This window comes from Citrobacter sp. RHB20-C16 (genome assembly GCF_013890155.1).
GTDB lineage: Bacteria > Pseudomonadota > Gammaproteobacteria > Enterobacterales > Enterobacteriaceae > Citrobacter_A > Citrobacter_A amalonaticus.
In genome coordinates this window covers 4,381,989-4,408,246 of record NZ_CP057630.1, presented here as the reverse complement: position 1 = coordinate 4,408,246, position 26,258 = coordinate 4,381,989, and the positions used below count along the sequence as shown (strand labels likewise).

Genomic DNA, 26,258 nt, shown 5'->3' with positions numbered 1-26,258 from the left:
CAGTGGATTGTCCACCACGCATAAGAACGAATAATAAACTCTCAGGGGATGTTTTCTATGTCTACGCCTTCAGCGCGTACCGGCGGTTCGCTCGACGCCTGGTTTAAAATTTCACAACGTGGAAGCACTGTCCGTCAGGAAGTGGTGGCAGGTTTAACAACGTTTCTGGCGATGGTGTACTCCGTTATCGTCGTGCCTGGCATGCTGGGTAAAGCCGGATTCCCGCCCGCGGCGGTGTTCGTCGCGACCTGTCTGGTGGCCGGTCTGGGCTCTATCGTCATGGGGTTGTGGGCCAACCTGCCGCTGGCGATTGGTTGCGCCATCTCGCTGACCGCCTTCACCGCGTTCAGTCTGGTTCTGGGCCAGCAGATTAGCGTTCCGGTCGCACTGGGTGCGGTATTCCTGATGGGTGTACTGTTTACCATTATCTCCGCCACCGGGATCCGTAGCTGGATCCTGCGTAATTTGCCGCAGGGCATCGCGCACGGTACCGGCATCGGTATCGGTCTGTTTTTACTGCTGATTGCGGCGAACGGCGTGGGTCTGGTTATCAAGAACCCGCTGGATGGTCTGCCCGTAGCGCTTGGTCACTTCGCTACCTTCCCGGTGATTATGTCGCTGGTGGGTCTGGCGGTAATTATCGGTCTGGAGAAACTGAAAGTGCCGGGCGGTATTCTGCTGACTATTATCGGCATTTCTGTCGTTGGTCTGATTTTCGATCCGGCGGTGAAATTCTCCGGCATTTTTGCCATGCCGTCGCTGAGCGATGAAACCGGTAAATCACTGATTGGCAGCCTGGATATCATGGGCGCGCTGAACCCGGTTGTTCTGCCAAGCGTTCTGGCGCTGGTAATGACCGCTGTGTTTGATGCCACCGGCACCATCCGTGCCGTGGCGGGTCAGGCGAATCTGCTGGATAAAGACGGGCAGATTATTGACGGCGGTAAAGCACTGACCACAGACTCCCTGAGCAGCGTGTTCTCCGGTCTGGTGGGTGCGGCGCCGGCAGCAGTCTACATTGAGTCGGCAGCCGGTACGGCGGCGGGGGGTAAAACTGGCCTGACCGCCATTACCGTTGGCGTGCTGTTCCTGCTGATCCTGTTCCTTTCCCCGCTCTCTTACCTCGTTCCGGTGTATGCCACGGCGCCTGCGCTGATGTACGTCGGTCTGCTGATGCTGAGCAACGTGGCGAAAATCGATTTCGCTGACTTTGTCGATGCGATGGCGGGTCTGGTGACGGCGGTATTCATTGTACTGACTTGTAACATCGTGACCGGCATCATGATTGGTTTTGCCACGCTGGTGATTGGCCGTGTGGTGTCGGGTGAATGGCGCAAGCTGAACATCGGCACCGTAGTGATCGCCGTGGCGCTGGTGGCGTTCTATGCCGGTGGCTGGGCCATTTGATTCCGAAAGTGATTCCGAAAAACGGGTGGCGTTTGCCGCCCGTTTTTATTTTCAGCACACACTCGTTGTCTTTTGCGATACTCTGAGAAAGGTAAAATTGAGGCACGACGCCTCTCAAACACATAAGAAACATCGCAAACAGGGAACGCATGGAAATCTTCTTCACAATACTCATCATGACCCTTGTGGTCTCGCTGTCCGGGGTATTTACGCGCGTATTGCCCTTCCAGCTCCCCTTACCCCTCATGCAGATTGCTATCGGCGCGCTGTTGGCGTGGCCCACGTTTGGTCTGCACGTAGAATTTGACCCCGAACTGTTTCTGGTCCTGTTTATCCCGCCGCTGCTGTTTGCGGATGGCTGGAAGACGCCAACGCGAGAATTTCTTGAACATGGGCGAGAGATTTTCGGTCTGGCGCTGGCGCTGGTGCTGGTCACCGTGGTCGGGATTGGTTTTCTGATTTACTGGCTGGTGCCGGGCATTCCGTTGATTCCGGCCTTTGCGCTGGCTGCCGTGCTGTCGCCAACCGATGCGGTTGCGCTTTCCGGTATTGTCGGTGAAGGGCGGATCCCGAAGAAAATCATGGGTATCCTGCAAGGTGAGGCGCTGATGAATGACGCCTCCGGTCTGGTATCTTTGAAATTTGCCGTTGCGGTGGCGATGGGCACGATGGTGTTTACCGTCGGCGGCGCGACGGTGGAGTTCTTTAAGGTGGCGATCGGCGGTATCCTCGCGGGCTTTGTGGTCAGTTGGCTGTACGGTCGCTCGCTGCGCTTTCTCAGCCGCTGGGGCGGCGATGAGCCAGCGACGCAAATCGTCCTGCTGTTCCTGCTGCCGTTCGCATCGTACCTGATCGCAGAACATATCGGCGTCTCCGGGATCCTCGCGGCGGTCGCCGCCGGGATGACCATCACCCGCTCCGGGGTGATGCGCCGTGCGCCGCTGGCGATGCGTCTGCGCGCCAACAGCACCTGGGCGATGCTTGAGTTTGTGTTTAACGGCATGGTCTTTTTGCTGTTGGGCCTGCAACTGCCGGGCATTCTCGAGTCGTCGCTGGTGGCAGCGGAGGCCGATCCGAACGTGGAAATCTGGATGCTATTTACCGATATCATTCTGATTTATGTGGCGCTGATGCTGGTGCGTTTCGGCTGGCTGTGGACGATGAAAAACTTCAGCATGCGTTTCCTGAAAAAGAAACCGATGGAGTTTGGCTCCTGGACGATACGGGAAATTTTGATCGCCTCCTTTGCGGGCGTTCGCGGGGCTATCACCCTCGCGGGTGTCCTGTCTATCCCGCTGCTGCTGCCAGATGGCAACGTCTTCCCGGCGCGCTACGAACTGGTCTTCCTGGCCGCTGGCGTGATTCTGTTCTCGCTGTTTGTCGGCGTGATTATGCTGCCGATTCTGCTGCAACATCTGGAAGTGGCCGATCATTCTCAGCAACTGAAAGAGGAGCGGATTGCCCGCGCGGCGACGGCGGAGGTGGCGATTGTCGCCATTCAGAAGATGGAAGAGCGTCTGGCGGCGGATACCGAAGAGAACATTGATAATCAGCTGCTGACCGAGGTGAGTTCCCGCGTCATCGGTAACCTGCGGCGTCGTGCCGACGGGCGTAACGATGTTGAGAGTTCGCTCCAGGAAGAGAATCTGGAACGCCGCTTCCGTCTCGCGGCGCTGCGTTCAGAGCGGGCGGAGCTGTATCACTTGCGCGCCACGCGTGAAATCAGCAATGAAACGCTGCAAAAACTGCTGCACGATCTCGACCTGCTGGAAGCGTTACTGATCGAAAATCAGTAACACCGTCATGTTGCCCGGTGGCGCTACGCTTACCGGGCATCGACCCGGGCGGCAGATTCAGCGGACCGTCGAATCCCTGACGGATATGTCCTGGAATCGCCTGGTGAGCGAAACGACGTCATTCTGAGCCATACTGATTTTCAGTCTGTAGAAAAGTAGTCAGGTCATGCGTATCCCGCGTAGTGTATGGCAACAACAGGACCGGGAGACGGCAGATTTTAAATTTGCAGCCTTCAGGCTGCTTAGTTCTATCCCGCTATGATTGGTGCATGGTAGGGCAGGATTAGGTGCTGATAGCAGCGATCGTGACGTCGATAATTAATGATGTCTTTGATTAGTGAATTAACCCCGGTTCGCGCCGGGATGGGCTTTGAGCATTAAGGTCATTCTAAACAAATCGTCACTAAAGCGAGATTTTAACTTTACTCGAATAATTGAATGATTATAATGAGCACAAATTCATACAGGAGAAATATGTTGGACAGTCACCCTTATTTATACATAAAGGCAAGCTGACGTAATTTTTTCTGCGCTGCTTGCCTACCGGCGGGCAGCAATCTCCTCATCCAGACGATTGCATCCCATAAAGTATAACGCAGCATGGCTGCGAGGATAATCGTCATGTTCATGTTTAAAAATACATTATTCCCTCCACCGTCAACGCGACGTTAATCGCCTTTCCGGCGACAATTCGTCGTGTGCTTAATAAAGCACGTAGTTAATTCTTCCAACATAAATGGAGGAAGCTATGTTGATGTTTCCTTATATCGCAAATTTACTCGCTGCGATGCTATTGGGCGCGCTGATTGGCGCTGAAAGACAGTGGCGTCAGCGTATGGCCGGCCTGCGCACTAACGCGCTGGTCGCCACCGGCGCGGCGGTTTTTATTCTGAGCTCCATTTCAACCTCTCCGGACAGCCCTGGACGTATTGCCGCGCAGGTGGTTTCCGGAATTGGTTTTCTCGGTGCCGGCGTCATCATGCGTGAAGGCATGAACGTGCGCGGCCTGAATACCGCTGCAACCTTGTGGTGCTCTGCGGCGATTGGCGTGCTGTGTGGACTGGGCCAGTTCTGGCAAGCGGCGGCGGCAACGCTGATAATCCTCTGCGCCAATATTTTACTGCGCGAAGCGGCGCAGAGAATTAATCAGATCCCCGGCGCGACAGAAGAAGAGAAATGCTACGTTCTGAATATTGTCTGTCAAAGCGAATATGAAAACGCGATTCGTCAGCTATTGCTTAATATCAGTAAAGAGATGACGCTCAGCCTTCAGGGACTGGTGTCAACAGCAGCAAAAGAACAAGGGCATAAAGAAATTCGCATCGAACTGGTGGGTAATACTGACTGCCGCAAAGCGCGAGACCTTATTATGTCAAGAGTTGGCGGGGACGAAAACATTACGTCAGTCCGCTGGTGTGTCGAGGGGAGTTAACCTCGCGGCTATTCTACTCCGACAATCATTTGTCTAAGGAGGGAATGATGAATATTCCCAGGCAATTAAAGTAATAAGCGTTTAATAACGTAAAAATGAATTATGCATAAATCATTTATGCAGGGATAACGACGTCTTAAATTTGAGGATTAATCATGACTGACATGAAAATAGTAAACCGGAAAATAAACCGGTCTGCGTCAGAAAATGATAAGCAGCATAAAAAAAGCTTCGCCATTGAAACCGAGGCATTTAACAGCCCGGATCATACGCTGGCGCGGTTAAACAGCAGTCGCCACGGGCTCACCAACGAAGATGCCCTTGAACGACTGGATGAATATGGCCGCAATGAAGTGGCGCATGAGCAGGCGCCGCCAGCATTGATCCAGCTTTTGCAGGCATTCAATAACCCGTTTATCTATGTCCTGATGGCGCTGGCCGCCGTCAGCTTCGTGACCGATTACTGGCTACCGCTGCGTAACGGCGAAGAGACCGATCTGACCGGGATCATCATTATCGTCACGATGGTTAGCCTGAGCGGGTTATTGCGTTTCTGGCAGGAGTTTCGTACCAACAAAGCGGCGCAGGCGCTGAAATCCATGGTCCGCACCACGGCTACCGTGCTGCGTCGCGGTCCCGGGAATCTGGGGTCGGTGCAGGAGGAGATTGCCATTGAGGAGCTGGTGCCCGGTGACATCATCTTCCTGGCAGCAGGGGATCTGGTTCCGGCGGACGTCCGTTTGCTGGAGTCCCGGGACCTGTTTGTTAGTCAGTCGATACTCAGCGGCGAGTCGCTGCCGGTTGAGAAGTATGATGTTCTGGCCAGCGTTTCCGGCAAAGGGTGTGACAGGCTTCCTGAGCCGAACAAAAATAAAAGCCTGCTGGAGATGGGCAATATCTGTCTGATGGGCACTAACGTGACCAGCGGCAGGGCGCAGGCGGTGGTGGTGGCCACCGGAAACCGTACCTGGTTTGGCTCGCTGGCGAAATCCATCGTTGGCACGCGTACCCAGACGGCGTTCGACCGCGGGGTAAACAGCGTCAGCTGGCTGTTGATTCGATTTATGCTGGTGATGGTACCGATTGTGCTGCTGATTAACGGCTTCAGCAAAGGTGACTGGGTTGAGGCCTCGCTGTTTGCCCTGGCGGTAGCGGTTGGCCTGACGCCGGAAATGCTGCCGATGATCGTCAGCTCTAACCTGGCGAAAGGCGCTATCGCCATGTCGCGGCGCAAAGTGATCGTCAAGCGGCTGAATGCCATTCAGAACTTTGGCGCGATGGACGTGCTGTGTACCGATAAAACCGGCACGCTGACTCAGGACAATATCATTCTTGAGCATCACCTTGATGTCAGCGGTCATGAGAGCGACCGGGTGCTGACGCTGGCCTGGCTGAATAGCAGTAGCCAGAGCGGGGCGCGCAACCTGATGGACCGGGCGGTGCTGCGCTTTGGCGAGGGCAGGATTGCGTCAGCGACCAAAGAGCGTTTTGTCAAACTGGATGAACTGCCGTTTGATTTTGTACGCCGTCGGGTATCGGTTTCGGTGGAAGATGTTCGCCACGGTGACAAAAGTCTGATCTGCAAAGGCGCTGTCGAAGAGATGCTGATGGTCGCCACACATCTTCGTGAAGGCGATAACGTTGTGGCGCTGGATGAAACCCGACGCGATCTGCTGTTAGCCAAAACGAAGGATTATAACGCCCAGGGCTTCCGCGTGCTGCTGGTCGCAACTCGCAAGCTGGATGACTCCGCTCTGACCACGCCGCTGTGCACCGCCGATGAGCAGGGACTGACGGTTGAAGGGATGTTGACTTTCCTCGATCCGCCGAAAGAGAGCGCGGGAAAAGCCATTGCCGCGCTGCGCGACAACGGCGTGGCGGTGAAAGTCCTGACCGGCGATAATCCGGTGGTTACGGCGCGTATTTGCCTGGAAGTGGGCATTGATGCCCACGGCATCCTGACCGGGGCCCAGATTGAAGCGATGACGGATAATGAACTGGAGCGCGAAGTAGAAAAGCGCGCGGTATTCGCCAAACTGACGCCGCTGCAGAAGTCGCGCATCCTGAAAATGCTGCAGAAAAACGGGCACACCGTCGGTTTTCTCGGCGACGGCATCAATGATGCGCCGGCCCTGCGCGATGCGGATGTAGGCATTTCGGTCGACAGCGCGGCAGATATCGCCAAAGAGGCATCGGATATCATCCTGCTGGAAAAGGATCTGATGGTGCTGGAAGAAGGGGTGATCAAAGGCCGTGAGACCTTCGGCAACATCATTAAATATCTGAATATGACCGCCAGTTCTAACTTCGGCAACGTCTTTTCGGTACTGGTGGCCAGCGCGTTTATTCCGTTCCTGCCGATGCTGGCGATTCATCTGCTGATACAGAACCTGATGTACGATCTCTCTCAGCTCTCGCTGCCGTGGGACAAAATGGACAACGAATTTTTGCGCAAACCGCGCAAGTGGGATGCGAAGAACATCGGCCGTTTTATGCTGTGGATTGGACCGACGTCGTCTATTTTTGATATCACCACCTTCGCGCTGATGTGGTACGTGTTTGCGGCGAATAACGTCGAAGCCCAGGCGCTGTTCCAGTCCGGGTGGTTTATTGAAGGGCTGCTGTCGCAAACGCTGGTCGTGCATATGCTGAGAACGCAGAAAATTCCGTTTATTCAGAGTCGGGCGACGTTGCCGGTGCTACTCACTACCGCGGTGATTATGGCGATCGGGATCTACGTTCCGTTCTCGCCAGTGGGAGCGATGGTCGGGCTGGAGCCGCTGCCGCTAAGCTACTTCCCGTGGCTGGTCGCGACGCTGCTCAGCTATTGCCTGGTGGCGCAGGGCATGAAGCGTTTCTATATCAAACGTTTCGGTCAGTGGTTCTGATGATAAGGAGGCGCTGAGATGAACCGTTCTCCGGACACTATCGTCGCGCTGATATTTTTCCTGATGGGGCTGCTGGTGCTGCTGTTAGCAATCTGGCAAATCTTGTTCTGAAAGGGGGGCGCGATGCGCAGAGGATCGCTGGATAAAGTCTTTATCCGGGTGGTGATTATCGCATTCATCATTATTTTGCTGACAATCTGGATTAGATAAGGGGCTTTTTGTCTCGCCTGTTTGCCGGGCAGCGGCTAACGTCATGCCCGGCCTACTGTTCACATACAGGAAATTGAGTTTTTTCAGCCCTGGAATGTGGTGGTTGAAATTTGACCATTGTTTTATTGGTACGCCAGCAGACAAACCGGCACTACGAGAGGATGGTCATTTCGGCATTTTAAGGCGGTTTTTTGTACTTTCAGCGAATAGCAGGCGGATCTTACCTGCGTCAGGCCGGAATATACCTCATCAGACCGATCTTGCGCGCATGGGTTTTCATTCCCTGAACATTCAGACCTGTCACCGCATGGCGGTAAACCATCACTTCTGCGCAAATCGATATCGCACAGGCCACCGATGGCGGGATGCTTAACGGGCAACTGAGGGCACTTGCTCCGCCCAAAAACCTTCGCAGCACGATAACCACGCTTTGGCGCTGTGTGAGAGATACACCCCTTCGCGCCAAATCATCCCCAACTGCCAGCGCAACTCGCTTTCCAGCGGGATCCAGCGCAGCGTATTTTTATCCAGCCGTTCGCAGATGGGCTCCGGCAGAATGGCAATCCCCACGCCCGCCTGCACCATCGCCGCAAGAAAGTCCCACTGTCCGCTGCGTACCGCGATACGCGGCTTGACGTCATGCTCACTGAACAACTGCATTAACTGGCGGCTCAGGGCGAAATCTTCGTTGTAGATTAACAGCGGATGCTCGGCCAGCGCTTCTGGCGATACGGACTGGCAGGTGGTCCACTGACCGGAACGTGGCACCAGTACGCACAGGGGGTGGCTGAATACGGGTAACGTCGCCAGACCACTTTCTTCTTCCACGGGTAGCGCGGTCATCGCAACGTCCAGTTCACCATTCATCACCGCCTGCTGCACCGTTAACCCGCCAAACTCGGAAACCTTGAGCTCTACGCCGGGGTAACGCTGGCGAAACAGGCCGATCGGTCCGGCCATCAGCATGCCGACCATCGGCGGAATGCCAAGGCGCAGCAGCCCTTTGTTGAGATGGTTGATGTCGCCCAGTTCGGCTTCCAGTTGACGAAACTCGGCCAGAATCGCCAGCCCGCGTTCAAACACCACGCGACCGGTATCGGTGAGCAATAGCTTGCGGCCGTCGCGGATCAGCAGCGTACAGTTCAGTTCATCTTCCAGATTTTTCAACATCTTGCTGATGGTCGGTTGGGTGACAAAGAGCTTCTCTGCTGCGCGGGTGAAGCTCTGTTGGCGCACCACTTCAACAAAATAACGCAGCGTTCTGATATCCATGAGTATTCCTTCCGACTATGCCTGTAATGATTTTAATTCATTTCAGTCATCGGCGGGGGCTCTCTATACTGGCGTTCCCTATTATTTTTCAGGATGTTCCCTCATGGCTGTGGCGATAAGCCGCGTTACGCCTGCCGTTTTGCAACGACTTCAGGTTCCGGTTCAGGTACTGCTGTATGCAGGTTTGTTTATCGTTGCGCAATATCTTGTCTCCTGGCTGCATCTGCCGTTACCGGCCAATCTGGTGGGGATGGTGTTGATGCTGGCGCTGATTGTCTGTCGCATCCTGCCGCTGAGCTGGGTTCGCGCCGGGGCGCGCTGGCTACTGGCGGAGATGCTGCTGTTTTTTGTTCCGGCGGTCGTGGCGGTGGTGAACTATGCCCATCTGCTGCTGGTGGACGGCTGGCGGATTTTTTCGGTCATTGCGATCAGTACGCTAATGGTGCTCGGTGCCACGGCATGGGTGGTGGATAAGGTCTATCGCTATGAGATAAGCAGGTTAAACCGTGACTAATCTCCAGCTCAGCGTGCTCTGCCTGGCGATTACGCTGGTTATCTATTTCGCCAATAAACGTCTGTACCGTCGTTTTCGTAAGCTGCCGTTGATGCCGCTGGTCCTCACGCCCGCGCTGCTGGTGTTGATGCTGGTGTTGGGGCATATCTCCTGGCAAAGCTATATCGGTGAATCCCATTGGCTGTTGTGGCTGCTTGGCCCGGCAACGATCGCTTTTGCCGTGCCGGTTTACGACAATTTCGCCATCATCAAACGTCACTGGATGTCACTGACCGCAGGCGTGGTGACGGCAACGGTGGTCGCGGTGACCAGTTCCGTCTGGCTGGCGCGCTTATTTACCCTGCCGGACGAAATTCAGCGCAGCCTGGCGGTGCGTTCGGTGACCACGCCGTTTGCCCTTGCGGCGGCTGAACCATTGGGTGGGCAGCCGGATTTAGTGGCGCTGTTTGTAGTGGTGACCGGCGTCTTTGGCATGGCGGTCGGGGATGCGCTGTTTTTACGTCTGTCGATTCGTGAAGGGATGGCGAAAGGCGCAGGATTTGGCGCGGCGTCGCACGGTGCGGGAACGGCGCGCTCGTATGAGCTTGGTCAGCAGGAGGGCGTGGTTGCCAGCCTGGTGATGATGCTTTCCGGTGTGGTGATGGTGCTGGTCGCCCCGCTGGTGGCAAGGCTGATGTTCTGAGAATGGATCCCCGGTCAGCGTGACCGGGGAAAAGCATGTCGATTAGTGGGCGCGGCCTTGTTCGACGCCGAAGCCCGTCTGGGAACGAATAAACTGAGCACGGAACTGCTCACGCTCGCGATTCCCTTCTGTCGAGTTATCCGTGGCAGAGAAGAACCAGATCCCCAGGAATGCCACGGTAATGGAGAACAGCGCCGGGTATTCATACGGGAAGATAGCTTTTTCGTGACCGAGGATTTGTACCCAAATGGTGGGGCCAAGAACCATCAGCACGACGGCCGTCAGCAGACCCAACCAGCCGCCCATCATCGCGCCACGCGTGGTCAGCTTCGACCAGTACATGGAAAGCAGGATGATCGGGAAGTTGCAGCTCGCGGCGATAGCAAACGCCAGACCCACCATGAAAGCGATGTTTTGATTCTCGAACAGCACGCCGAGAATAATCGCAATCACGCCCAGCACCAGTACGGTGATTTTCGACACCCGCAACTCTTCACGTTCGGTCGCCCCTTTACGGAACACGTTCGCATACAGATCGTGAGAAACCGCAGATGCACCCGCCAGCGTCAGACCAGCGACGACCGCCAGAATGGTGGCGAACGCCACGGCGGAAATAAAGCCGAGGAACAGGTTACCGCCCACCGCATTCGCCAGATGTACCGCCGCCATGTTGTTCCCGCCAATCAACGCGCCCGCCGCGTCTTTATACGCCGGATTGGCACCGACCAGCATGATGGCGCCAAAGCCGATGATGAAGGTCAGGATGTAGAAATAACCCATAAAACCGGTGGCATAGAACACGCTCTTACGCGCTTCGCGGGCATCACTGACCGTGAAGAAACGCATCAGGATGTGCGGCAGGCCTGCCGTACCAAACATCAGGCCGAGCCCCAGTGAAAGCGCGGAGATTGGGTCTTTCACCAACCCGCCTGGGCTCATAATCGCAGAGCCTTTCGGGTGAACCGCCATCGCTTCGGTGAACAGGTTATTGAAGCTAAAGCCGACGTGCTTCATCACCATAAAGGCCATAAAGCTGGCGCCGAACAGCAGCAGCACGGCTTTGATGATCTGCACCCACGTGGTTGCCAGCATGCCGCCGAACAGCACGTACATCATCATCAGCACGCCGACCAGCACCACCGCAATGTGGTAGTTCAGGCCGAACAGCAGTTCAATCAGTTTGCCCGCACCGACCATCTGTGCAATCAGATAAAGGGCAACCACCACCAGCGAACCGCAGGCCGACAGAATACGGATCGGGCCTTGCTTCAGGCGATAAGAGGCCACATCGGCAAAGGTATAGCGACCGAGGTTACGCAGACGCTCGGCGATCAGGAACAGGATGATCGGCCAGCCGACGAGGAAGCCCAGCGAGTAGATCAACCCGTCATAGCCGGAGGTAAACACCAGTGCGGAGATCCCGAGGAACGACGCCGCCGACATGTAATCGCCCGCAATCGCCAGTCCGTTCTGGAAGCCGGTGATATTTCCGCCCGCCGTATAGTAGTCGCTGCGTGAACGTACGCGTTTAGAGGCCCAGTACGTAATACCCAGCGTAAACACAACGAAAATCAGAAACATGACAATCGCCTGCCAGTTGGTTGGCTGGCGTTGTACTGCACCGCTAATGGCATCCGCCGCGTTGGCCGCGAAGGGTAGTGTGGCGGCAAGCGCCGTCAGGACTCTCTTCATAATGCGTTAACCTCGTGCAGTACTGCCTTGTTCAGACGGTCAAATTCGCCGTTCGCTCGCCAGATGTAGATGCCGGTCAGAACGAAAGAGATCAGAATCACCCCCACGCCAATCGGAATACCCCGGGTGACGCTGGTTCCCTCATGAAGCGGGGTTCCCAGCCAGCCAGGCGCAAAAGCAATCAGTAAAATAAAGCTGATATAGACCACCAGCATGATGATCGACAGTATCGTGGCAAACCGTTGCCTTTTTTCAACTAATTCCCTGAAACGCGCACTGTCTTCTATCCGCTGATAAATGGTGTCATTCATCACAGAGTCTCCAGAGGCCCCCTGAGTCTTTCATGCCACAGATGCGTTGGCCGCACTTGCCCACCCCAGTCACATAGTGAACGATGTGACCGGGGATGTGCTCGCTTGCCGCCTTCCTGTGACACGAAATCCTTTGGGGAGGTTTTTATATTTCCCCTCCCAATGAAGAGAGGGTAGGGTCAGAACTTGTAGGGGCGTAGGCCGGATCAGCGCAACGCCATCCGGCATCTTTTTATTATGATGGCATCGCGATGGCCTGCTTCTCTTCGAGCAGCTTCTCTACCACGCCAGGATCGGCGAGCGTCGAGGTATCGCCCAGATTGCTGGTATCGCCCGCCGCGATCTTGCGCAAAATACGGCGCATGATTTTGCCGGAACGGGTTTTTGGCAGTGAGTCGGTCCAGTGCAGCACGTCTGGCGTCGCCAGCGGGCCAATCTCTTTACGTACCCAGTTGCGCACGTCGGCGTACAGTTCAGGCGACGGCTCTTCGCCGTGATTCAGCGTCACATAGGCATAAATCGCCTGGCCCTTGATGTTATGCGGAATGCCGACCACCGCCGCTTCGGCAATCTTGGGATGCGCCACCAGCGCGGATTCAATTTCCGCCGTGCCCAGACGGTGACCGGAGACGTTCAGCACGTCGTCAACGCGCCCGGTGATCCAGTAGTAACCGTCTTCGTCACGACGCGCGCCATCGCCGCTGAAGTACATGTTTTTAAAGGTTGAGAAGTAGGTTTGCTCAAAGCGTTCATGATCGCCGAACAGCGTACGCGCCTGTCCAGGCCAGGAGTCGGTGATCACCAGGTTGCCTTCGGTGGCCCCTTCCTGCGGATGGCCTTCGTTATCCACCAGCGCCGGCTGCACGCCGAAGAACGGGCGGGTAGCGGAACCCGCTTTCAGTTCGGTTGCGCCCGGCAGCGGGGTGATCATGAAGCCACCGGTTTCGGTCTGCCACCAGGTATCCACCACCGGGCATTTTTCGTTACCGATCTTTTTCCAGTACCACTCCCACGCTTCCGGGTTGATCGGCTCGCCAACCGATCCCAGAATGCGCAGCGATGAGCGGTCAGTGCCCTCAATCGCCTTATCGCCTTCCGCCATCAGGGCGCGGATCGCCGTCGGCGCGGTGTAGAGAATATTGACCTTATGCTTATCCACCACCTGGCTCATGCGCGCCGGCGTCGGCCAGTTCGGCACGCCTTCAAACATCAGCGTGGTAGCGCCGCAGGCCAGCGGCCCATACAGCAGGTAGCTATGTCCGGTAACCCAACCCACATCGGCGGTGCACCAGTAGATATCGCCCGGATGGTAATCAAACACATATTTAAAGGTCGTTGCGGCATATACCAGATAGCCGCCGGTGGTGTGCAACACGCCCTTCGGTTTACCGGTGGAGCCCGAGGTATAGAGGATGAACAGCGGATCTTCGGCGTTCATCTCTGCGGGTTGATGCTCAGGGCTGGCTTTTTCAATCAGATCGCTCCACCACAGGTCGCGACCTTCCTGCCACTCGATGTTGCCGCCGGTGCGCTTGAGTACAACCACATGCTCGATGGTTTTCACGTTCGGGTTTTTCAGCGCATCGTCGACGTTTTTCTTCAGCGGAATGCTGCGACCGGCGCGCACGCCTTCATCAGCGGTAATCACCAGCTTCGAACTGGAATCAATGATGCGACCGGCGACCGCTTCCGGCGAGAAACCGCCGAAGATCACCGAATGTATGGCACCAATGCGGGCGCAGGCCAGCATCGCGACGGCGGCCTCTGGCACCATTGGCATATAGATCGCCACCACATCGCCTTTTTTAATCCCCAGATCCTGCAGCGTATTGGCGAAACGGCAGACATCGCGATGCAGTTCGCGATAGCTAATATGTTTGCTCTGCGAGGCGTCATCGCCTTCCCAGATGATGGCGGTGCGTTCGCCATTTTCCTGCAGGTGGCGGTCGAGACAGTTGGCCGCCAGGTTCAGCGTGCCGTCCTCATACCATTTAATGGAGACATTGCCCGGTGCGAAAGAGGTGTTCTTCACTTTCTGGTACGGCGTGATCCAGTCGAGAATTTTTCCCTGCTCGCCCCAGAAGGTATCTGGCTCGTTAATAGATTGTTGATACTTCGCTTCGTACTGCTCCGGATTTATCAGGCAACGATCCGCAATGTTTGCGGGAATAGCGTGTTTGTGAATTTGGCTCATGGCTTTTGTTCTCCTTGTAGGATGTTAATAATATGTCTCACAAACGTTAAATGTAGGGGCTTTGACAGTTTTGTTTAGCTTTTGCGCGACAGATCACGCAATACAGGAATTGTGCAAATTAACGGCAATACGTTTTTTGAAGGAAACCAACAAAAGTTGGTAAAATCTTTCCGTTACAGAGGGTTATGTTAATTATTCACGAACGGTGATCGAGGTCGAAAAAGAGGAAAGGAGTAGAGAAAAAACGGCTTGACTAACTCTAAAGTGGTATTTTACATACACTTACAATTGATTAAAGACAACATTTTGAGTGTGGTTTTTTGTTACATCTAGATTAGGGCAATGTCATGGCGGTGTGTGTGGTTATCGTCATGGATAGAATAAAAAAAGAACCGTCATTGAACGCAATGGCGCAATCTGGATGAGACCTCTATGGCAAGGATTACACTACGCGCACGTCGTTTCTTCAGCCTGATCGTACCGCTGTTTTTCATTTCTGCGGTTTATGCTGAGCAAACGCCCGAACCCGCAAAATCAGTTACCGTTGAAGCGAAGAATGAAGTCTTCGCCCCTCAGCATCCCGATCAATACCTCTCATGGAAAGCGACTTCAGAGCAATCAAAACGTGAAGACGCGTTAGCGGAAGATCCCCGTCTGGTGATCTTGTGGGCGGGATATCCGTTCTCCCGTGATTACAACAAACCGCGTGGGCACGCCTATGCGGTGACCGACGTGCGTGAAACCTTACGTACCGGTGCCCCAAAAAACGCTGAAGACGGTCCATTGCCGATGGCCTGCTGGAGCTGTAAAAGCCCGGACGTGGCGCGTTTGATCCAGAAAGACGGTGAAGGTGGCTACTTCCACGGCAAATGGGCGCGCGGCGGCCCGGAAATCGTGAATAACCTGGGCTGCGGCGACTGCCATAACACGGCGTCACCTGACTTTGCGAAAGGTAAACCTGAGCTGACGTTGTCTCGTCCGTATGCGGAACGTGCGATGGAGACCATCGGTAAGCCATTCGATAAAGCCGGTCGTTTCGACCAGCAGTCGATGGTTTGCGGGCAATGCCACGTTGAATATTATTTTGACGGCAAAGACAAAGCCGTGAAGTTCCCGTGGGATGACGGCATGAAAGTCGAAGACATGGAGAAATACTATGACGCCATTACCTTCTCTGACTGGACCAACTCGCTGTCAAAAGCGCCGATGCTGAAAGCACAGCATCCGGAATATGAAACCTGGAGCGTGGGTATTCACGGCAAAAACAATGTGACCTGTATTGACTGTCATATGCCGAAAGTGCAGAACGCCGAAGGAAAACTCTATACCGATCATAAGATTGGCAATCCGTTCGACAACTTCCCGCAAACCTGTGCGAACTGCCATACCCAGGACAAAGCCTCTCTGCAAAACGTGGTCGCTGAGCGTAAGAAGGCAATCAATGGGCTGAAAATCAAAGTTGAAGATCAACTGGTTCGTGCGCACTTCGAAGCGAAAGCGGCCTGGGATGCGGGCGCAACGGAAGCGGAAATGAAGCCGATTCTGAGCGATATCCGTCACGCGCAGTGGCGCTGGGATCTGGCCATTGCCTCTCACGGTATCCATATGCACGCCCCGGAAGAAGGTCTGCGGATGTTAGGTATCGCGATGGACAAAGCCGCCGATGCGCGGACTAAGCTGGCGCGTCTGTTGGCAACCAAAGGCATCACCCATGAAATCGCAATTCCGGATATCTCCACCAAAGAGAAAGCCCAGGCGGCCATTGGTCTGAACATGCAGCAGATTAACGCCGATAAACAGGACTTTATCAAAACGGTGATCCCGCAGTGGGAAGAACAGGCGCGTAAAAACGGTTTGTTAAGCCAATAACCCCATTCCGCCTCGCAAGGGGCGGATAACTCAACGGAGTGAATATGAGCGTATTACGTTCGTTATTAACTGCTGGGGTGCTGGCGTCAGGTCTGTTATGGAGCCTGAGTGGAATAACCGCCACGCCAACGCCGCAGGAATCGGAACGCTGGGAGGTGACGCCACAGCGTAGCCCGGATGCCGCGTGTCTGGACTGTCACAAGCCGGATACCGAAGGGATGCATGGTAAGCATGCGTCCGTGACCAATCCGAACAATAAACTGCCGGTCACCTGTACTAACTGTCATGGCAAGCCATCACCTCAGCACCGTGAAGGGGCGAAGGATGTGATGCGCTTTAACGAGCCGATGTATAACGTGGAGCAGCAGAACAGCGTTTGTCTGTCCTGCCACTTGCCTGAACAGTTGCAAAAAGCGTTCTGGCCGCACGATGTCCACGTGACTAAAGTGGCCTGCGCCAGTTGTCATTCGCTGCATCCGAAGCAAGACACGATGCAGACGTTAAGCGATAAAGGACGAGTTAAGATTTGCGTCGATTGCCACAGCGATCAGCGTAACAACCCGAACTTTAATCCGGCGTCTGTGCCCTTGCTTAAGGAGCATCCATGAGTTGCTCTCGTCGCCAGTTCATCACCGGCGTCGGCGCGCTGGTGGCCGTCAGCGGTACTGCAGGACGCGTGGTGGCGAAAACGTTGAATATCAACGGCGTGCGATACGGCATGGTGCATGATGAATCATTATGCATCGGCTGTACCGCCTGTATGGATGCCTGTCGGGAAGTCAACAACGTGCCGGAAGGCGTGTCGCGACTGACCATCATTCGCAGCGAACCGCTGGGCACGTTTCCGGATGTGAAGTACCGCTTCTTCCGCCATTCGTGCCAGCACTGCGATCACGCGCCGTGCGTTGACGTCTGCCCGACCGGGGCGTCGTATCGCGACGCCGCGAATGGCATCGTGGATGTGAACCCGGATCTCTGCGTCGGCTGTCAGTACTGCATCGCCGCGTGTCCGTACCGCGTGCGCTTTATCCATCCGGTCACGAAAACAGCGGATAAATGCGATTTTTGCCGTAAAACCAATCTGAAAGCGGGCAAACTGCCTGCCTGCGTCGAGTCTTGCCCGACGAAGGCGCTGACGTTTGGTAATCTGGACGATCCTGACAGCGATATTTCCCGGCTGCTGCGGCAGAAAACCACCTATCGCTACAAGCTGGCGCTGGGTACCAAACCGAAGGTCTACCGCGTTCCCTTTAAATATGGGGAGGTGAGCCAATGACAAACGCATCTGCTTTCCACTTTGAATCGCTGGTGTGGGACTGGCCCATCGCCATCTATCTGTTTCTGATCGGCATCTCTGCCGGACTGGTGACGCTGTCAATCCTGCTGCGCCGTTACCATCCGGAGGCGGGTGGAGCGGACAGTACGCTGCTGCGCACCACGCTGGTCGTGGGGCCGGGGGCGATTATTCTCGGCCTGCTGATTCTGATCTTCCACCTGACGCGTCCCTGGACCTTCTGGAAACTGATGTTCCACTATAGCTTTACGTCGGTGATGTCGATGGGGGTTCTGCTATTCCAGCTTTATATGGTGGTGCTGATTCTGTGGCTGGCCATCATCTTTCAAAAAGAGGTGATGGCTCTGCAACAGCGTTGGTTCCCCCGTCTGGGACTGGTGCAGAAAGTGTTGACGCTGTTAACGCCGTTCAACCGTGGACTCGAAACGCTAATGTTGGTACTGGCGGTGCTGCTGGGTGCCTACACCGGTTTCCTGCTTTCGGTGCTGAAATCGTATCCGTTCCTGAATAACCCGATCCTGCCGGTGCTGTTCCTGTTTTCCGGGATCTCCTCCGGTGCGGCGGTGGCGCTGATTGTGATGGCATTACGTCAGCGTGGTAATCCGCACAGTACCGAGGCGCATTTTATTCACCGTGTGGAAACCCCGGTGGTGTGGCTGGAGATCTTCCTGCTGGCCGCCTTCTTTGTGGGGCTGGCTCTGGGCGATGACGGCAAAATGCGCGCGCTGTCGGCGGCACTGGGTGGTGGCTTCTGGACCTGGTGGTTCTGGCTCGGCGTCGCGGGGCTGGGACTGATCGTTCCAATGTTACTGAAACCCTGGGCCAACCGCGGTTCGACGTTTCATGGTGTGCTGGCGGTCTGTGGTGCCAGCCTGACGGGCGTGCTGTTACTGCGCTTTTTCATTCTTTATGCTGGACAGCTCACGGTTGCATAAGCATGGCTGTGAGGGAAAGGTGATTTCTGGACGTACTCCTTCCTGAAGCCGGTTTTCTGGCACTGTTATTCAGCCTCGGGGTCAACGTGTTGACCCCGCTTGCCGTACTGGCAGGTGAACGCCAGCGCTGGCAGAGCGTAATGCGTCTGGCGAGCGTGGGCGTCTGGGCGCAATTTGCGTGCCTGCTGCTCGCCTTCTTGATTCTGGTGTTCTGCTTTCTGACCAGCGATTTCTCCGTTATCTATGTGGCCCAACATAGTCACAGCCTGTTGTCGTGGGGACTCAAGCTGGCGGCGGTGTGGGGCGGTCACGAAGGATCTCTGCTGCTGTGGGTGTTATTTCTGTCCGGCTGGAGCGCGCTGTTTGCCTGGCGCTATCGCCGCGAATCTGATCCTCTGTTTCCGTTCACACTCGGCGTACTCTCGACGATCACCGCATTGCTGCTGCTGTTTGTGGTGTTCTGGTCCGATCCGTTTGTCCGTATCTTTCCGCCAGCGATAGAAGGGCGCGATCTCAACCCGATGCTGCAACATCTGGGGCTGATCCTGCATCCGCCATTGCTGTATCTGGGGTACGGCGGCCTGATGGTCGCTGCCGGAGTGGCGCTGGCGTCGTTGCTGCGCGGTGATTTCACGACGTTGACCGCCTGGGTGTGCTGGCGCTGGGCGCTGCCCGGTTGGTGTGCGCTGACGCTTGGCATCATTCTCGGTTCATGGTGGGCCTATTGCGAACTGGGGTGGGGCGGCTGGTGGTTCTGGGACCCGGTGGAAAACGCGTCTTTATTACCCTGGCTTTCTGCCAGTGCGCTGCTGCACAGCCTGTATGTGTCGCGTGAACGCGGCATTTTTCGCCACTGGTCGCTACTGCTGGCCATTGTTACGCTTATCCTCTCTTTGCTGGGCACGCTGATTGTCCGTTCCGGTATTCTCGTTTCTGTACACGCTTTTGCGCTGGATAATGTGCGCGCCGTGCCGCTGTTTGCCCTCTTTGCCATTCTGAGTCTGGCCGCGCTCGGCTTGTACGGCTGGCGCGCGCGGGCTAACCAACAGGCCGTTCGTCTGAGCGGCTGGTCACGCGAAATGCTGATTCTGGCAGCGCTGCTGCTCTTTTGCGCGGTGCTGCTGATCGTACTGATTGGAACGCTCTACCCGATGATTTATGGCCTGCTGGGCTGGGGGCGACTCTCCGTTGGCGCGCCCTATTTTAACCGCGCCACCTTGCCGTTTGGCTTGCTGATGTTGGTGGTAATCGTGACAGCGATGGTCAGAAGCCGGAAGAGGGCCGTACACCGCCAGCTTCCGGCGCTGCTGGCGCACGCAGGTGTGCTGGTTTTTGCCGCGGGGATCCTCTTCTCCAGCGGCAGTCGTCAGGAGGTAAGCCTTAACCTGAGCCCAGGTCAGCAGGTTGAACTGGCGGGTTACACCTTCCGCTTTGAACGGCTGGATCTGGCCGCGAAAGGGAACTACACCACCGAAAAGGCGCTTATTACGCTGTGGCAGGGCGAGAAACGAATAGGTAGCCTGACGCCCGAGCGGCGCTTTTATTCCGCCCGTCGCCAGCAAATGATGGAACCTGGCATTCACTGGGATCTGCTTCATGACTGGTATGCGGTGATGGGTGAAAAAACGGGCGAGGAGCGGTATGCCCTGCGCCTGTATGTGCAAAGCGGCGTGCGCTGGATTTGGGGCGGGGGGCTGTTGATGATTGCCGGGGCGCTGCTCAGCGGCTGGCGTGGGAGAAAGCGCGATGCGTCATGAACCGCGGTTTTTGTCGGGGGGATTGCCGGATGGCGGCGCATGGTTTAAGCACGGCGCAGGCCTGATAAGCGCAGCGTCATCAGGCACCATCATTGCGTTTATCTTACTGCTGGTTATCTCCTTTTCCGCTCACGCTCAGGTGGTTGATACCTGGGCTTTTGAGAACCCGCAGCAGCAGGAAAAGGCGTTGTCGATTGCCAGCCAGCTTCGCTGTCCGCAGTGCCAGAATCAAAACTTGCTGGAATCCAATGCGCCGGTTGCGGTCAGCATGCGCCACCAGGTCTATACGATGGTGGCAGAAGGGAAAGATGAAGCTGAAATCACCGCCTGGATGACTGCGCGGTACGGTGATTTTGTCCGCTATAACCCGCCGCTCACCGGGCAGACGCTGCTGCTGTGGGCATTGCCGTGTCTGCTGTTGCTGCTGGTTGGAGGGATTTTGTGGCGCGTCAGCAGGCGAAAAGGGGGCAACGATGAGACAACCTGAACCGTCACGCCCGATGCCTGTCAGACGACTGACTCTGGCGGCAGTGCTGATGGTCATCGTCTGTCTGTGCGGCTATCTGCTGTCGCCGAAATGGCAGGCCGTGCGAGACGAACAACGACGACTGGCCGATCCGCTGCATGAATTCGCAGAAACCGCGACGCCGGAGGCCAAACTGATAGCCCTGCAAAAACAGATTCGCGCCAACCCACAGGACAGCGAAAAGTGGGCGCTCCTCGGCGAGTATTATCTGTGGCGCAATGATTACGATAATGCGCTGCTGGCTTATGGTCAGGCGCTGCGTAGCCGTGGAGAGAATGCGGAGATCTATTCGGCGCTGGCGACCGTGCTCTACTACCAGGCCGGGCAGCACATGACGCTGGCGACCCGCGAGATGATTGATAAGGCGCTGGCGCTGGATGCCGGGGAGGTGACTGCGCTGATGCTACTGGCGTCGGATGCATTTATGCAGGCGGATTACAAACAGGCGATTTTGCAGTGGCAAAAAGTCCTGGATTTGAATTCGCCGCGGGTGAATCGTGCGCAGCTGATAGACTCGATAAATATGGCAAAGTTGTTACAGAACAGACAGAAATAGATTTGTGTTTTTGCGCGATTTATCTGTTTAAAAAACAGGCAAATGAACCTCGCCGCCAAAATAATTCACGACAGTTATAATTCAAAAACGCAGATTTAAAAATCTTTCCATAACAAATAGTTATGCAATATAAACCCGATAAATTCGCGTTATTATGCAATATTTCAGCGAAAAGCCTTGTTCTTAAAGGGTTGCGCAAGATGCCTTGCAAATGGTACTGATTATACACCCGTCATACTTCAAGCTGCAGGTGTGTTGGCTTCCTGCAACTCGGACTATTTAGGGTATAGCGTTAAAAAACTCTACTAACCAACGCAACACAATTCATACCCTTTCAGTATGTATCCATTCCTGCGCGATGAACAGGAGTGGCGTTCCATTGAGGAAGTTCGTCGTTATGAAAAGTTTTAAACTCAGTCTGGCCTGGCAGATCCTGATTGCCATGGTGCTGGGCATTTTACTCGGCAGTTATCTGCATTATCACAGCGACAGCCGCGAGTGGCTGATTGCAAACCTGCTCTCTCCGGCAGGGGATATCTTTATCCATCTGATTAAAATGATCGTCGTGCCGATTGTGATCTCCACGCTGATTGTCGGGATTGCCGGTGTCGGCGATGCGAAACAACTGGGACGTATCGGCGCGAAAACCATTCTCTATTTCGAAGTGATCACGACGATTGCCATTATCCTCGGGATTACGCTGGCGAACGTCTTCCAGCCGGGTTCCGGCATTGATATGTCGCAACTGGCGACCGTGGACATTTCGAAATACCAGAACACGACGGCAGAGGTGCAGAGCCACGCGCATGGCCTGATGGGCACCATTCTGTCGCTGGTCCCGACAAACATCGTTGCTTCGATGGCGAAAGGCGACATGCTGCCAATCATCTTCTTCTCGGTGCTGTTTGGTCTGGGGCTTTCCTCGCTACCGGCAACGCATCGTGAGCCGCTGGTGACGGTGTTCCGCTCCATTTCCGAAACCATGTTTAAAGTGACGCACATGGTCATGCGCTATGCACCCGTCGGGGTATTCGCGCTGATCGCCGTGACCGTGGCGAACTTCGGTTTTGCCTCGCTGTGGCCGTTGGCGAAGCTGGTGCTGTTGGTTCACTTCGCGATCCTGTTCTTCGCGCTGGTGGTGCTGGGTATCGTCGCGCGTATTTGCGGACTGAGTATCTGGATCCTGATCCGCATTCTGAAAGATGAATTGATTCTGGCGTACTCCACCGCCAGCTCTGAAAGCGTGCTGCCGCGAATTATCGAGAAGATGGAAGCCTACGGCGCGCCAGCCTCGATCACCAGTTTTGTGGTGCCGACCGGCTACTCGTTTAACCTCGATGGCTCGACCCTGTATCAGAGTATTGCGGCGATCTTCATCGCGCAGTTGTACGGTATCGACCTGTCGCTGTGGCAGGAAATCGTGCTGGTGCTGACGCTGATGGTGACATCGAAAGGGATTGCTGGCGTGCCGGGCGTCTCCTTCGTGGTATTGCTGGCAACGCTTGGTAGCGTGGGCATCCCGCTGGAAGGCCTGGCCTTTATCGCCGGGGTCGACCGTATTCTCGACATGGCGCGTACGGCGCTGAACGTGGTGGGGAATGCGCTGGCGGTACTGGTGATTGCCAAATGGGAACACAAGTTTGATCGCAAAAAAGCGCTGGCGTATGAGCGCGAAGTACTGGGGAAATTCGATAAGACTGCCCAGTAACGGTAAACGGTCTGCCGGATGGCGCTGCGCCTTATCCGGCCTACGAGTCGACATCGCTTGTAGGCCTGATAAGCAAAGCGCCATCAGGTAATCTGAGTCAGCCGTTCGTTAATCGGTCAAACTCTTCGCAGCCGGTATCGAATCCTTCGGTACAGCTCAGATTCAACCAGTGCAGCGCCTTCTGTTTATTCTTCTCAATAAAGCCCTGTTCGCCGTTCAGAAACATCATTCCCGCCCAGTATTCGGAATACCCGGTGCGAGAGATGGCGGAACTGCGTTTGAAGTACCAGGTCGCTTTATCATCATCAGCCTGAATCCCGACACCGTTGGCGTAAATCAAACCGAGCAGCATCTGCGCATCTACGGCCACATCACTCTCCAGATTTTCAGAGGCGTTTTGCAGCAGGGAGATGGCTTTGGGGTAATCGGTTTTACCGGCCTGCGTATTCACCAGAATGCGTGCCAGCGTAATTTCGCCCGCTTTACTGCCCGCCCGGGCGGCCTTCTCCGCCAGCATTTTTGCTTCCGGGTAATCCAGACTGACCGGATTAGTGATTTTAATCTGCGCCAGCAGCGCACAGGCGTCCGCATCGCCATTGTCGGCGGATTTCTGTGCCCAGTATTCGGCTTTGCTTAAATCGCCGAAGCTAAACCAGCTGTCAGCAAGGTAATATTGCGCGCGTTTGTCACCTGCCTCTGCGGCCTGCAAATACTGGCTTCCAGGCTCAGGATCGGCAGCACGGGCAAAGAATGTCATCAATAACATCAATGCAAGAAGTGGTTTCATTATTAAGTTTTAATTAGGGTACGGAATGGACAGTATAAAGAGATCGTATGGATAAAAAAACAGCCTCCAGGGTGGAGGCTGTTGAGATGCATCAACGTTGTGGTTAGCCCATTGCGGTTTCGCGCAGGCGAGCCTTCAGCTTGTTGTATTCATCAATCACGTACTGCTCGGCGGCGGACTGATTGGCAATCGGCTCCACGCGCACGGCGCAATACTTGTACTCTGGCGTTTTGGTAATCGGGCTTAAGTTCTCGGTCACCAGCTCGTTACAGGCACCAATCCACCACTGGTAGGTCATATAGATAGCCCCTTTGTTCGGGCGCTCGCTGACCTGCGCGCGGGTGATAATTTTGCCTTTACGTGAGTGAACCCACACCAGTGCTTCATCTTCAATGCCCAGACGCGCCGCATCGGCCGCGTTGATTTGCGCATAGCCTGGTTCGTCCGCCAGCGCGGCCAGGGCCGCACAGTTACCGGTCATCGAACGACAGGAGTAGTGGCCGACTTCACGCACCGTCGACAGTACCATCGGGTACTCGTCGGTGAGTTTATCGATCGGCGCAACCCAGTCGCAGGTGAAGAACTGTGCCATGCCGTTCGGGGTATCAAACTTCTCTTTAAAGAGGTATGAGGTCCCCTGATCGGCGTCTGACGTGTCGCGGCAAGGCCACTGGATGTAGCCCAGTTCGCCCATCTTCTCGTAAGTCGCCCCGTAGAAATCCGGGCACAGATGACGCAACTCATCCCAGATCTCCTGGGTGTTGTTGTAGTGCATCGGATACCCCATCCGGGTGGCGATCTCACTGATGATTTGCCAGTCGGTTTTCAGATCCCACTTCGGCTCAACGGCTTTAAAGAAGCGCTGGAAACCACGGTCAGCAGCGGTAAAGACCCCTTCATGCTCGCCCCACGACGTCGACGGTAAAATGACATCTGCCGCCGATGCGGTTTTGGTCATAAAGATGTCCTGCACGATGACCAGTTCCAGATCCTCAAAGCCTTTGCGCACTGCGGAGAGTTCCGCATCCGTTTGCAACGGATCTTCGCCCATAATGTACGCCGCACGCACTTCGCCATGCGCCGCACGGTGCGGCAGCTCGCTGATGCGATAGCCAGTGTGCGCAGGCAGGCTGTCCACGCCCCAGGCTTTGGCGAATTTCTCGCGGTTAGCCGGATCTTTCACATACTGATAGCCCGGATAGGTATCCGGCAGCGCACCCATATCGCACGCGCCCTGAACGTTGTTCTGGCCACGTACCGGGTTAACGCCCACGCTGGGCTTACCGAGGTTGCCGGTCAGCATCGCGAGGCTGGTCAGTGAACGCACGGTTTCTACACCCTGATAGAACTGGGTGACGCCCATGCCCCACAGGATGGTCGCGCTTTTCGCACCGGCATACATCCGCGCCGCCTGACGAATTTCACTCGCGCTAACGCCGGTTATCTCCTCGACGGACTCCGGCGTATAGCCTTCGACAATCTTGCGGTACTCTTCAAAACCTTCCGTACGGGAGGCGACAAACGCCTGGTCGTACAGATTTTCTTCAATAATGACATGTCCTATCGCGTTCAACAGTGCGATATTCGAGCCGTTTCGCAGAGCGATGTGCATGTCGGCAATGCGCGCGGTTTCAATTTTGCGCGGATCGCAGACGATAATTTTCGCCCCGTTACGTTTAGCGTTAATCACGTGATTCGCCACAATCGGGTGGGAATCCGCCGGGTTGTAACCGAAGATAAACACTAAATCGGTGTTATCAATTTCGTTAATGGCATTGCTCATTGCGCCGTTACCGACCGACTGGTGCAGACCTGCAACCGATGGGCCGTGTCAGACGCGAGCGCAGCAGTCAACGTTATTGGTACCAATAACGGCGCGCGCAAATTTTTGCATGATGTAGTTGGTTTCATTCCCGGTGCCGCGCGACGAGCCGGTCGTCTGGATGGCATCAGGGCCGTATTTCGCTTTGATGGCGCTCAGGCGTTCGGCGACGTAATTCAGCGCTTCATCCCAGGAAACTGATTCCAGTTTGCCGCCACGCTGGCGACGAATCATAGGCGTTTTCAGGCGCGGGGTCAGGATCTGGGTATCGTTAATAAAATCCCAGCCGTAATAGCCCTTCAGACACAGAGTACCCTGATTGGTTTTCCCCTGCGCCGCCTCAGCCCGGACGATTTTGCCGTTATCGACCACCAGGTTGATCTTGCAACCTGATGCGCAATACGGGCAAACCGTGACGACTTTTTTCATCGGTCTCGCTCCAGTTAATCAAATCGCGCATACACGCTTGTCGACCTGAGTATGCATCTTTTATGCCACATTTTAATTGGGGGCTTTCCCTGATATTACGGATAATTTTTGGACAAAACCCTGACGAAAAACAGGCTGTCGTCATATTTGACGTGACGATTTGGCGTTGTGCCGACG

The 26,258-nt window shown here is 55.3% G+C and carries 20 protein-coding genes and 1 pseudogene; 15 read left to right on the top strand and 6 right to left on the bottom strand.

Translation table 11 applies throughout. From position 1 onward, the window contains the following. Positions 1-57: 57 nt before the first annotated feature. From ghxP to mgtU, 6 genes are all read left to right on the top strand, one after another. Entirely contained in the window at positions 58-1,407 is a 1,350-nt protein-coding gene (gene ghxP / locus HVX64_RS21120) for a guanine/hypoxanthine transporter GhxP (protein ID WP_042321123.1), read from the top strand. Between the two features lie 149 nt (positions 1,408-1,556). Beyond that, positions 1,557-3,203 (top strand): Na+/H+ antiporter, encoded by a 1,647-nt coding sequence (locus tag HVX64_RS21115; RefSeq protein ID WP_044257360.1) that lies wholly within the window; start codon positions 1,557-1,559, stop codon positions 3,201-3,203. A gap of 736 nt (positions 3,204-3,939) precedes the next feature. Continuing rightward, positions 3,940-4,635: an MgtC family protein gene (locus HVX64_RS21105; protein ID WP_042999052.1), complete on the top strand. Its 696-nt coding sequence runs from the start codon at positions 3,940-3,942 to the stop codon at positions 4,633-4,635. A gap of 155 nt (positions 4,636-4,790) precedes the next feature. Then, positions 4,791-7,523 (top strand): magnesium-translocating P-type ATPase, encoded by a 2,733-nt coding sequence (gene mgtA / locus HVX64_RS21100; protein ID WP_042999053.1) that lies wholly within the window; start codon positions 4,791-4,793, stop codon positions 7,521-7,523. 18 nt (positions 7,524-7,541) lie between these two features. Further along, complete coding sequence (mgtR, locus tag HVX64_RS21095; RefSeq protein ID WP_094030729.1) at positions 7,542-7,634, top strand: protein MgtR; 93 nt, start codon at positions 7,542-7,544, stop codon at positions 7,632-7,634. 12 nt (positions 7,635-7,646) lie between these two features. Continuing rightward, complete coding sequence (gene mgtU, locus HVX64_RS24250; protein ID WP_252997361.1) at positions 7,647-7,733, top strand: magnesium transporter protection protein MgtU; 87 nt, start codon at positions 7,647-7,649, stop codon at positions 7,731-7,733. Positions 7,734-8,102: 369 nt separating this feature from the next. Here the strand turns inward: mgtU and HVX64_RS21090 are convergent, their stop codons facing one another. Then, a complete protein-coding gene (locus HVX64_RS21090) occupies positions 8,103-9,005 on the bottom strand; it encodes a LysR family transcriptional regulator (protein ID WP_042999054.1) in 903 nt (300 codons plus the stop codon). Between the two features lie 103 nt (positions 9,006-9,108). Here HVX64_RS21090 and HVX64_RS21085 point away from each other — a divergent pair, with 103 nt between their 5' ends. Next, the gene (locus tag HVX64_RS21085) at positions 9,109-9,519 is read left to right on the top strand and encodes a CidA/LrgA family protein (protein ID WP_042999055.1); all 411 of its coding nucleotides are present in this window, start codon (positions 9,109-9,111) and stop codon (positions 9,517-9,519) included. Continuing rightward, a complete protein-coding gene (locus HVX64_RS21080) occupies positions 9,512-10,201 on the top strand; it encodes an LrgB family protein (protein ID WP_044257358.1) in 690 nt (229 codons plus the stop codon). Before HVX64_RS21085 ends, HVX64_RS21080 begins: the two co-directional genes overlap by 8 nt. 42 nt (positions 10,202-10,243) lie before the next feature. On the opposite strand, the gene actP is transcribed toward HVX64_RS21080, so the two are convergent. The 3 genes from actP to acs form a co-directional block, all read right to left on the bottom strand. After that, a complete protein-coding gene (gene actP / locus HVX64_RS21075) occupies positions 10,244-11,893 on the bottom strand; it encodes a cation/acetate symporter ActP (RefSeq protein ID WP_042999057.1) in 1,650 nt (549 codons plus the stop codon). Next, a complete protein-coding gene (locus HVX64_RS21070) occupies positions 11,890-12,204 on the bottom strand; it encodes a DUF485 domain-containing protein (protein ID WP_042999058.1) in 315 nt (104 codons plus the stop codon). Before HVX64_RS21070 ends, actP begins: the two co-directional genes overlap by 4 nt. 235 nt (positions 12,205-12,439) lie before the next feature. After that, complete coding sequence (acs, locus tag HVX64_RS21065; protein ID WP_044257356.1) at positions 12,440-14,398, bottom strand: acetate--CoA ligase; 1,959 nt, start codon at positions 14,396-14,398, stop codon at positions 12,440-12,442. Positions 14,399-14,830: 432 nt separating this feature from the next. Between acs and nrfA the strand changes: the two genes are divergently transcribed. From nrfA to gltP, 7 genes and pseudogenes are all read left to right on the top strand, one after another. Next, a complete protein-coding gene (nrfA, locus tag HVX64_RS21060) occupies positions 14,831-16,267 on the top strand; it encodes an ammonia-forming nitrite reductase cytochrome c552 subunit (RefSeq protein ID WP_044257352.1) in 1,437 nt (478 codons plus the stop codon). A gap of 44 nt (positions 16,268-16,311) precedes the next feature. Next, complete coding sequence (gene nrfB / locus HVX64_RS21055) at positions 16,312-16,875, top strand: cytochrome c nitrite reductase pentaheme subunit (protein WP_042999062.1); 564 nt, start codon at positions 16,312-16,314, stop codon at positions 16,873-16,875. Further along, positions 16,872-17,543, top strand: coding sequence for a cytochrome c nitrite reductase Fe-S protein (nrfC, locus tag HVX64_RS21050; RefSeq protein WP_042999063.1), 672 nt, complete (start codon positions 16,872-16,874; stop codon positions 17,541-17,543). Before nrfB ends, nrfC begins: the two co-directional genes overlap by 4 nt. Continuing rightward, entirely contained in the window at positions 17,540-18,496 is a 957-nt protein-coding gene (gene nrfD, locus HVX64_RS21045) for a cytochrome c nitrite reductase subunit NrfD (RefSeq protein ID WP_044257350.1), read from the top strand. The genes nrfC and nrfD overlap by 4 nt, the downstream gene beginning before the upstream one ends. A 26-nt stretch (positions 18,497-18,522) precedes the next feature. Further along, positions 18,523-20,740 (top strand): annotated as a pseudogene (gene nrfF / locus HVX64_RS21040) (heme lyase NrfEFG subunit NrfF). Further along, positions 20,727-21,335 carry a heme lyase NrfEFG subunit NrfG gene (nrfG, locus tag HVX64_RS21030; protein WP_042999067.1) on the top strand — a complete coding sequence of 203 codons (609 nt, stop codon included), beginning with the start codon at positions 20,727-20,729 and terminating at the stop codon, positions 21,333-21,335. Before nrfF ends, nrfG begins: the two are co-directional and overlap by 14 nt. Before the next feature lie 397 nt (positions 21,336-21,732). Further along, a complete protein-coding gene (gene gltP / locus HVX64_RS21025; RefSeq protein ID WP_042999068.1) occupies positions 21,733-23,043 on the top strand; it encodes a glutamate/aspartate:proton symporter GltP in 1,311 nt (436 codons plus the stop codon). Positions 23,044-23,140: 97 nt separating this feature from the next. Here gltP and yjcO read toward each other — a convergent pair whose 3' ends face one another. Together yjcO and fdhF are read right to left on the bottom strand one after the other, a co-directional pair. Continuing rightward, a complete protein-coding gene (gene yjcO / locus HVX64_RS21020) occupies positions 23,141-23,830 on the bottom strand; it encodes a Sel1 family TPR-like repeat protein YjcO (RefSeq protein ID WP_042999069.1) in 690 nt (229 codons plus the stop codon). Positions 23,831-23,933: 103 nt separating this feature from the next. After that, positions 23,934-26,081 carry a formate dehydrogenase subunit alpha gene (gene fdhF, locus HVX64_RS21015; protein WP_082010077.1) on the bottom strand — a complete coding sequence of 716 codons (2,148 nt, stop codon included), beginning with the start codon at positions 26,079-26,081 and terminating at the stop codon, positions 23,934-23,936. Between the last annotated feature and the right edge of the window lie 177 nt (positions 26,082-26,258).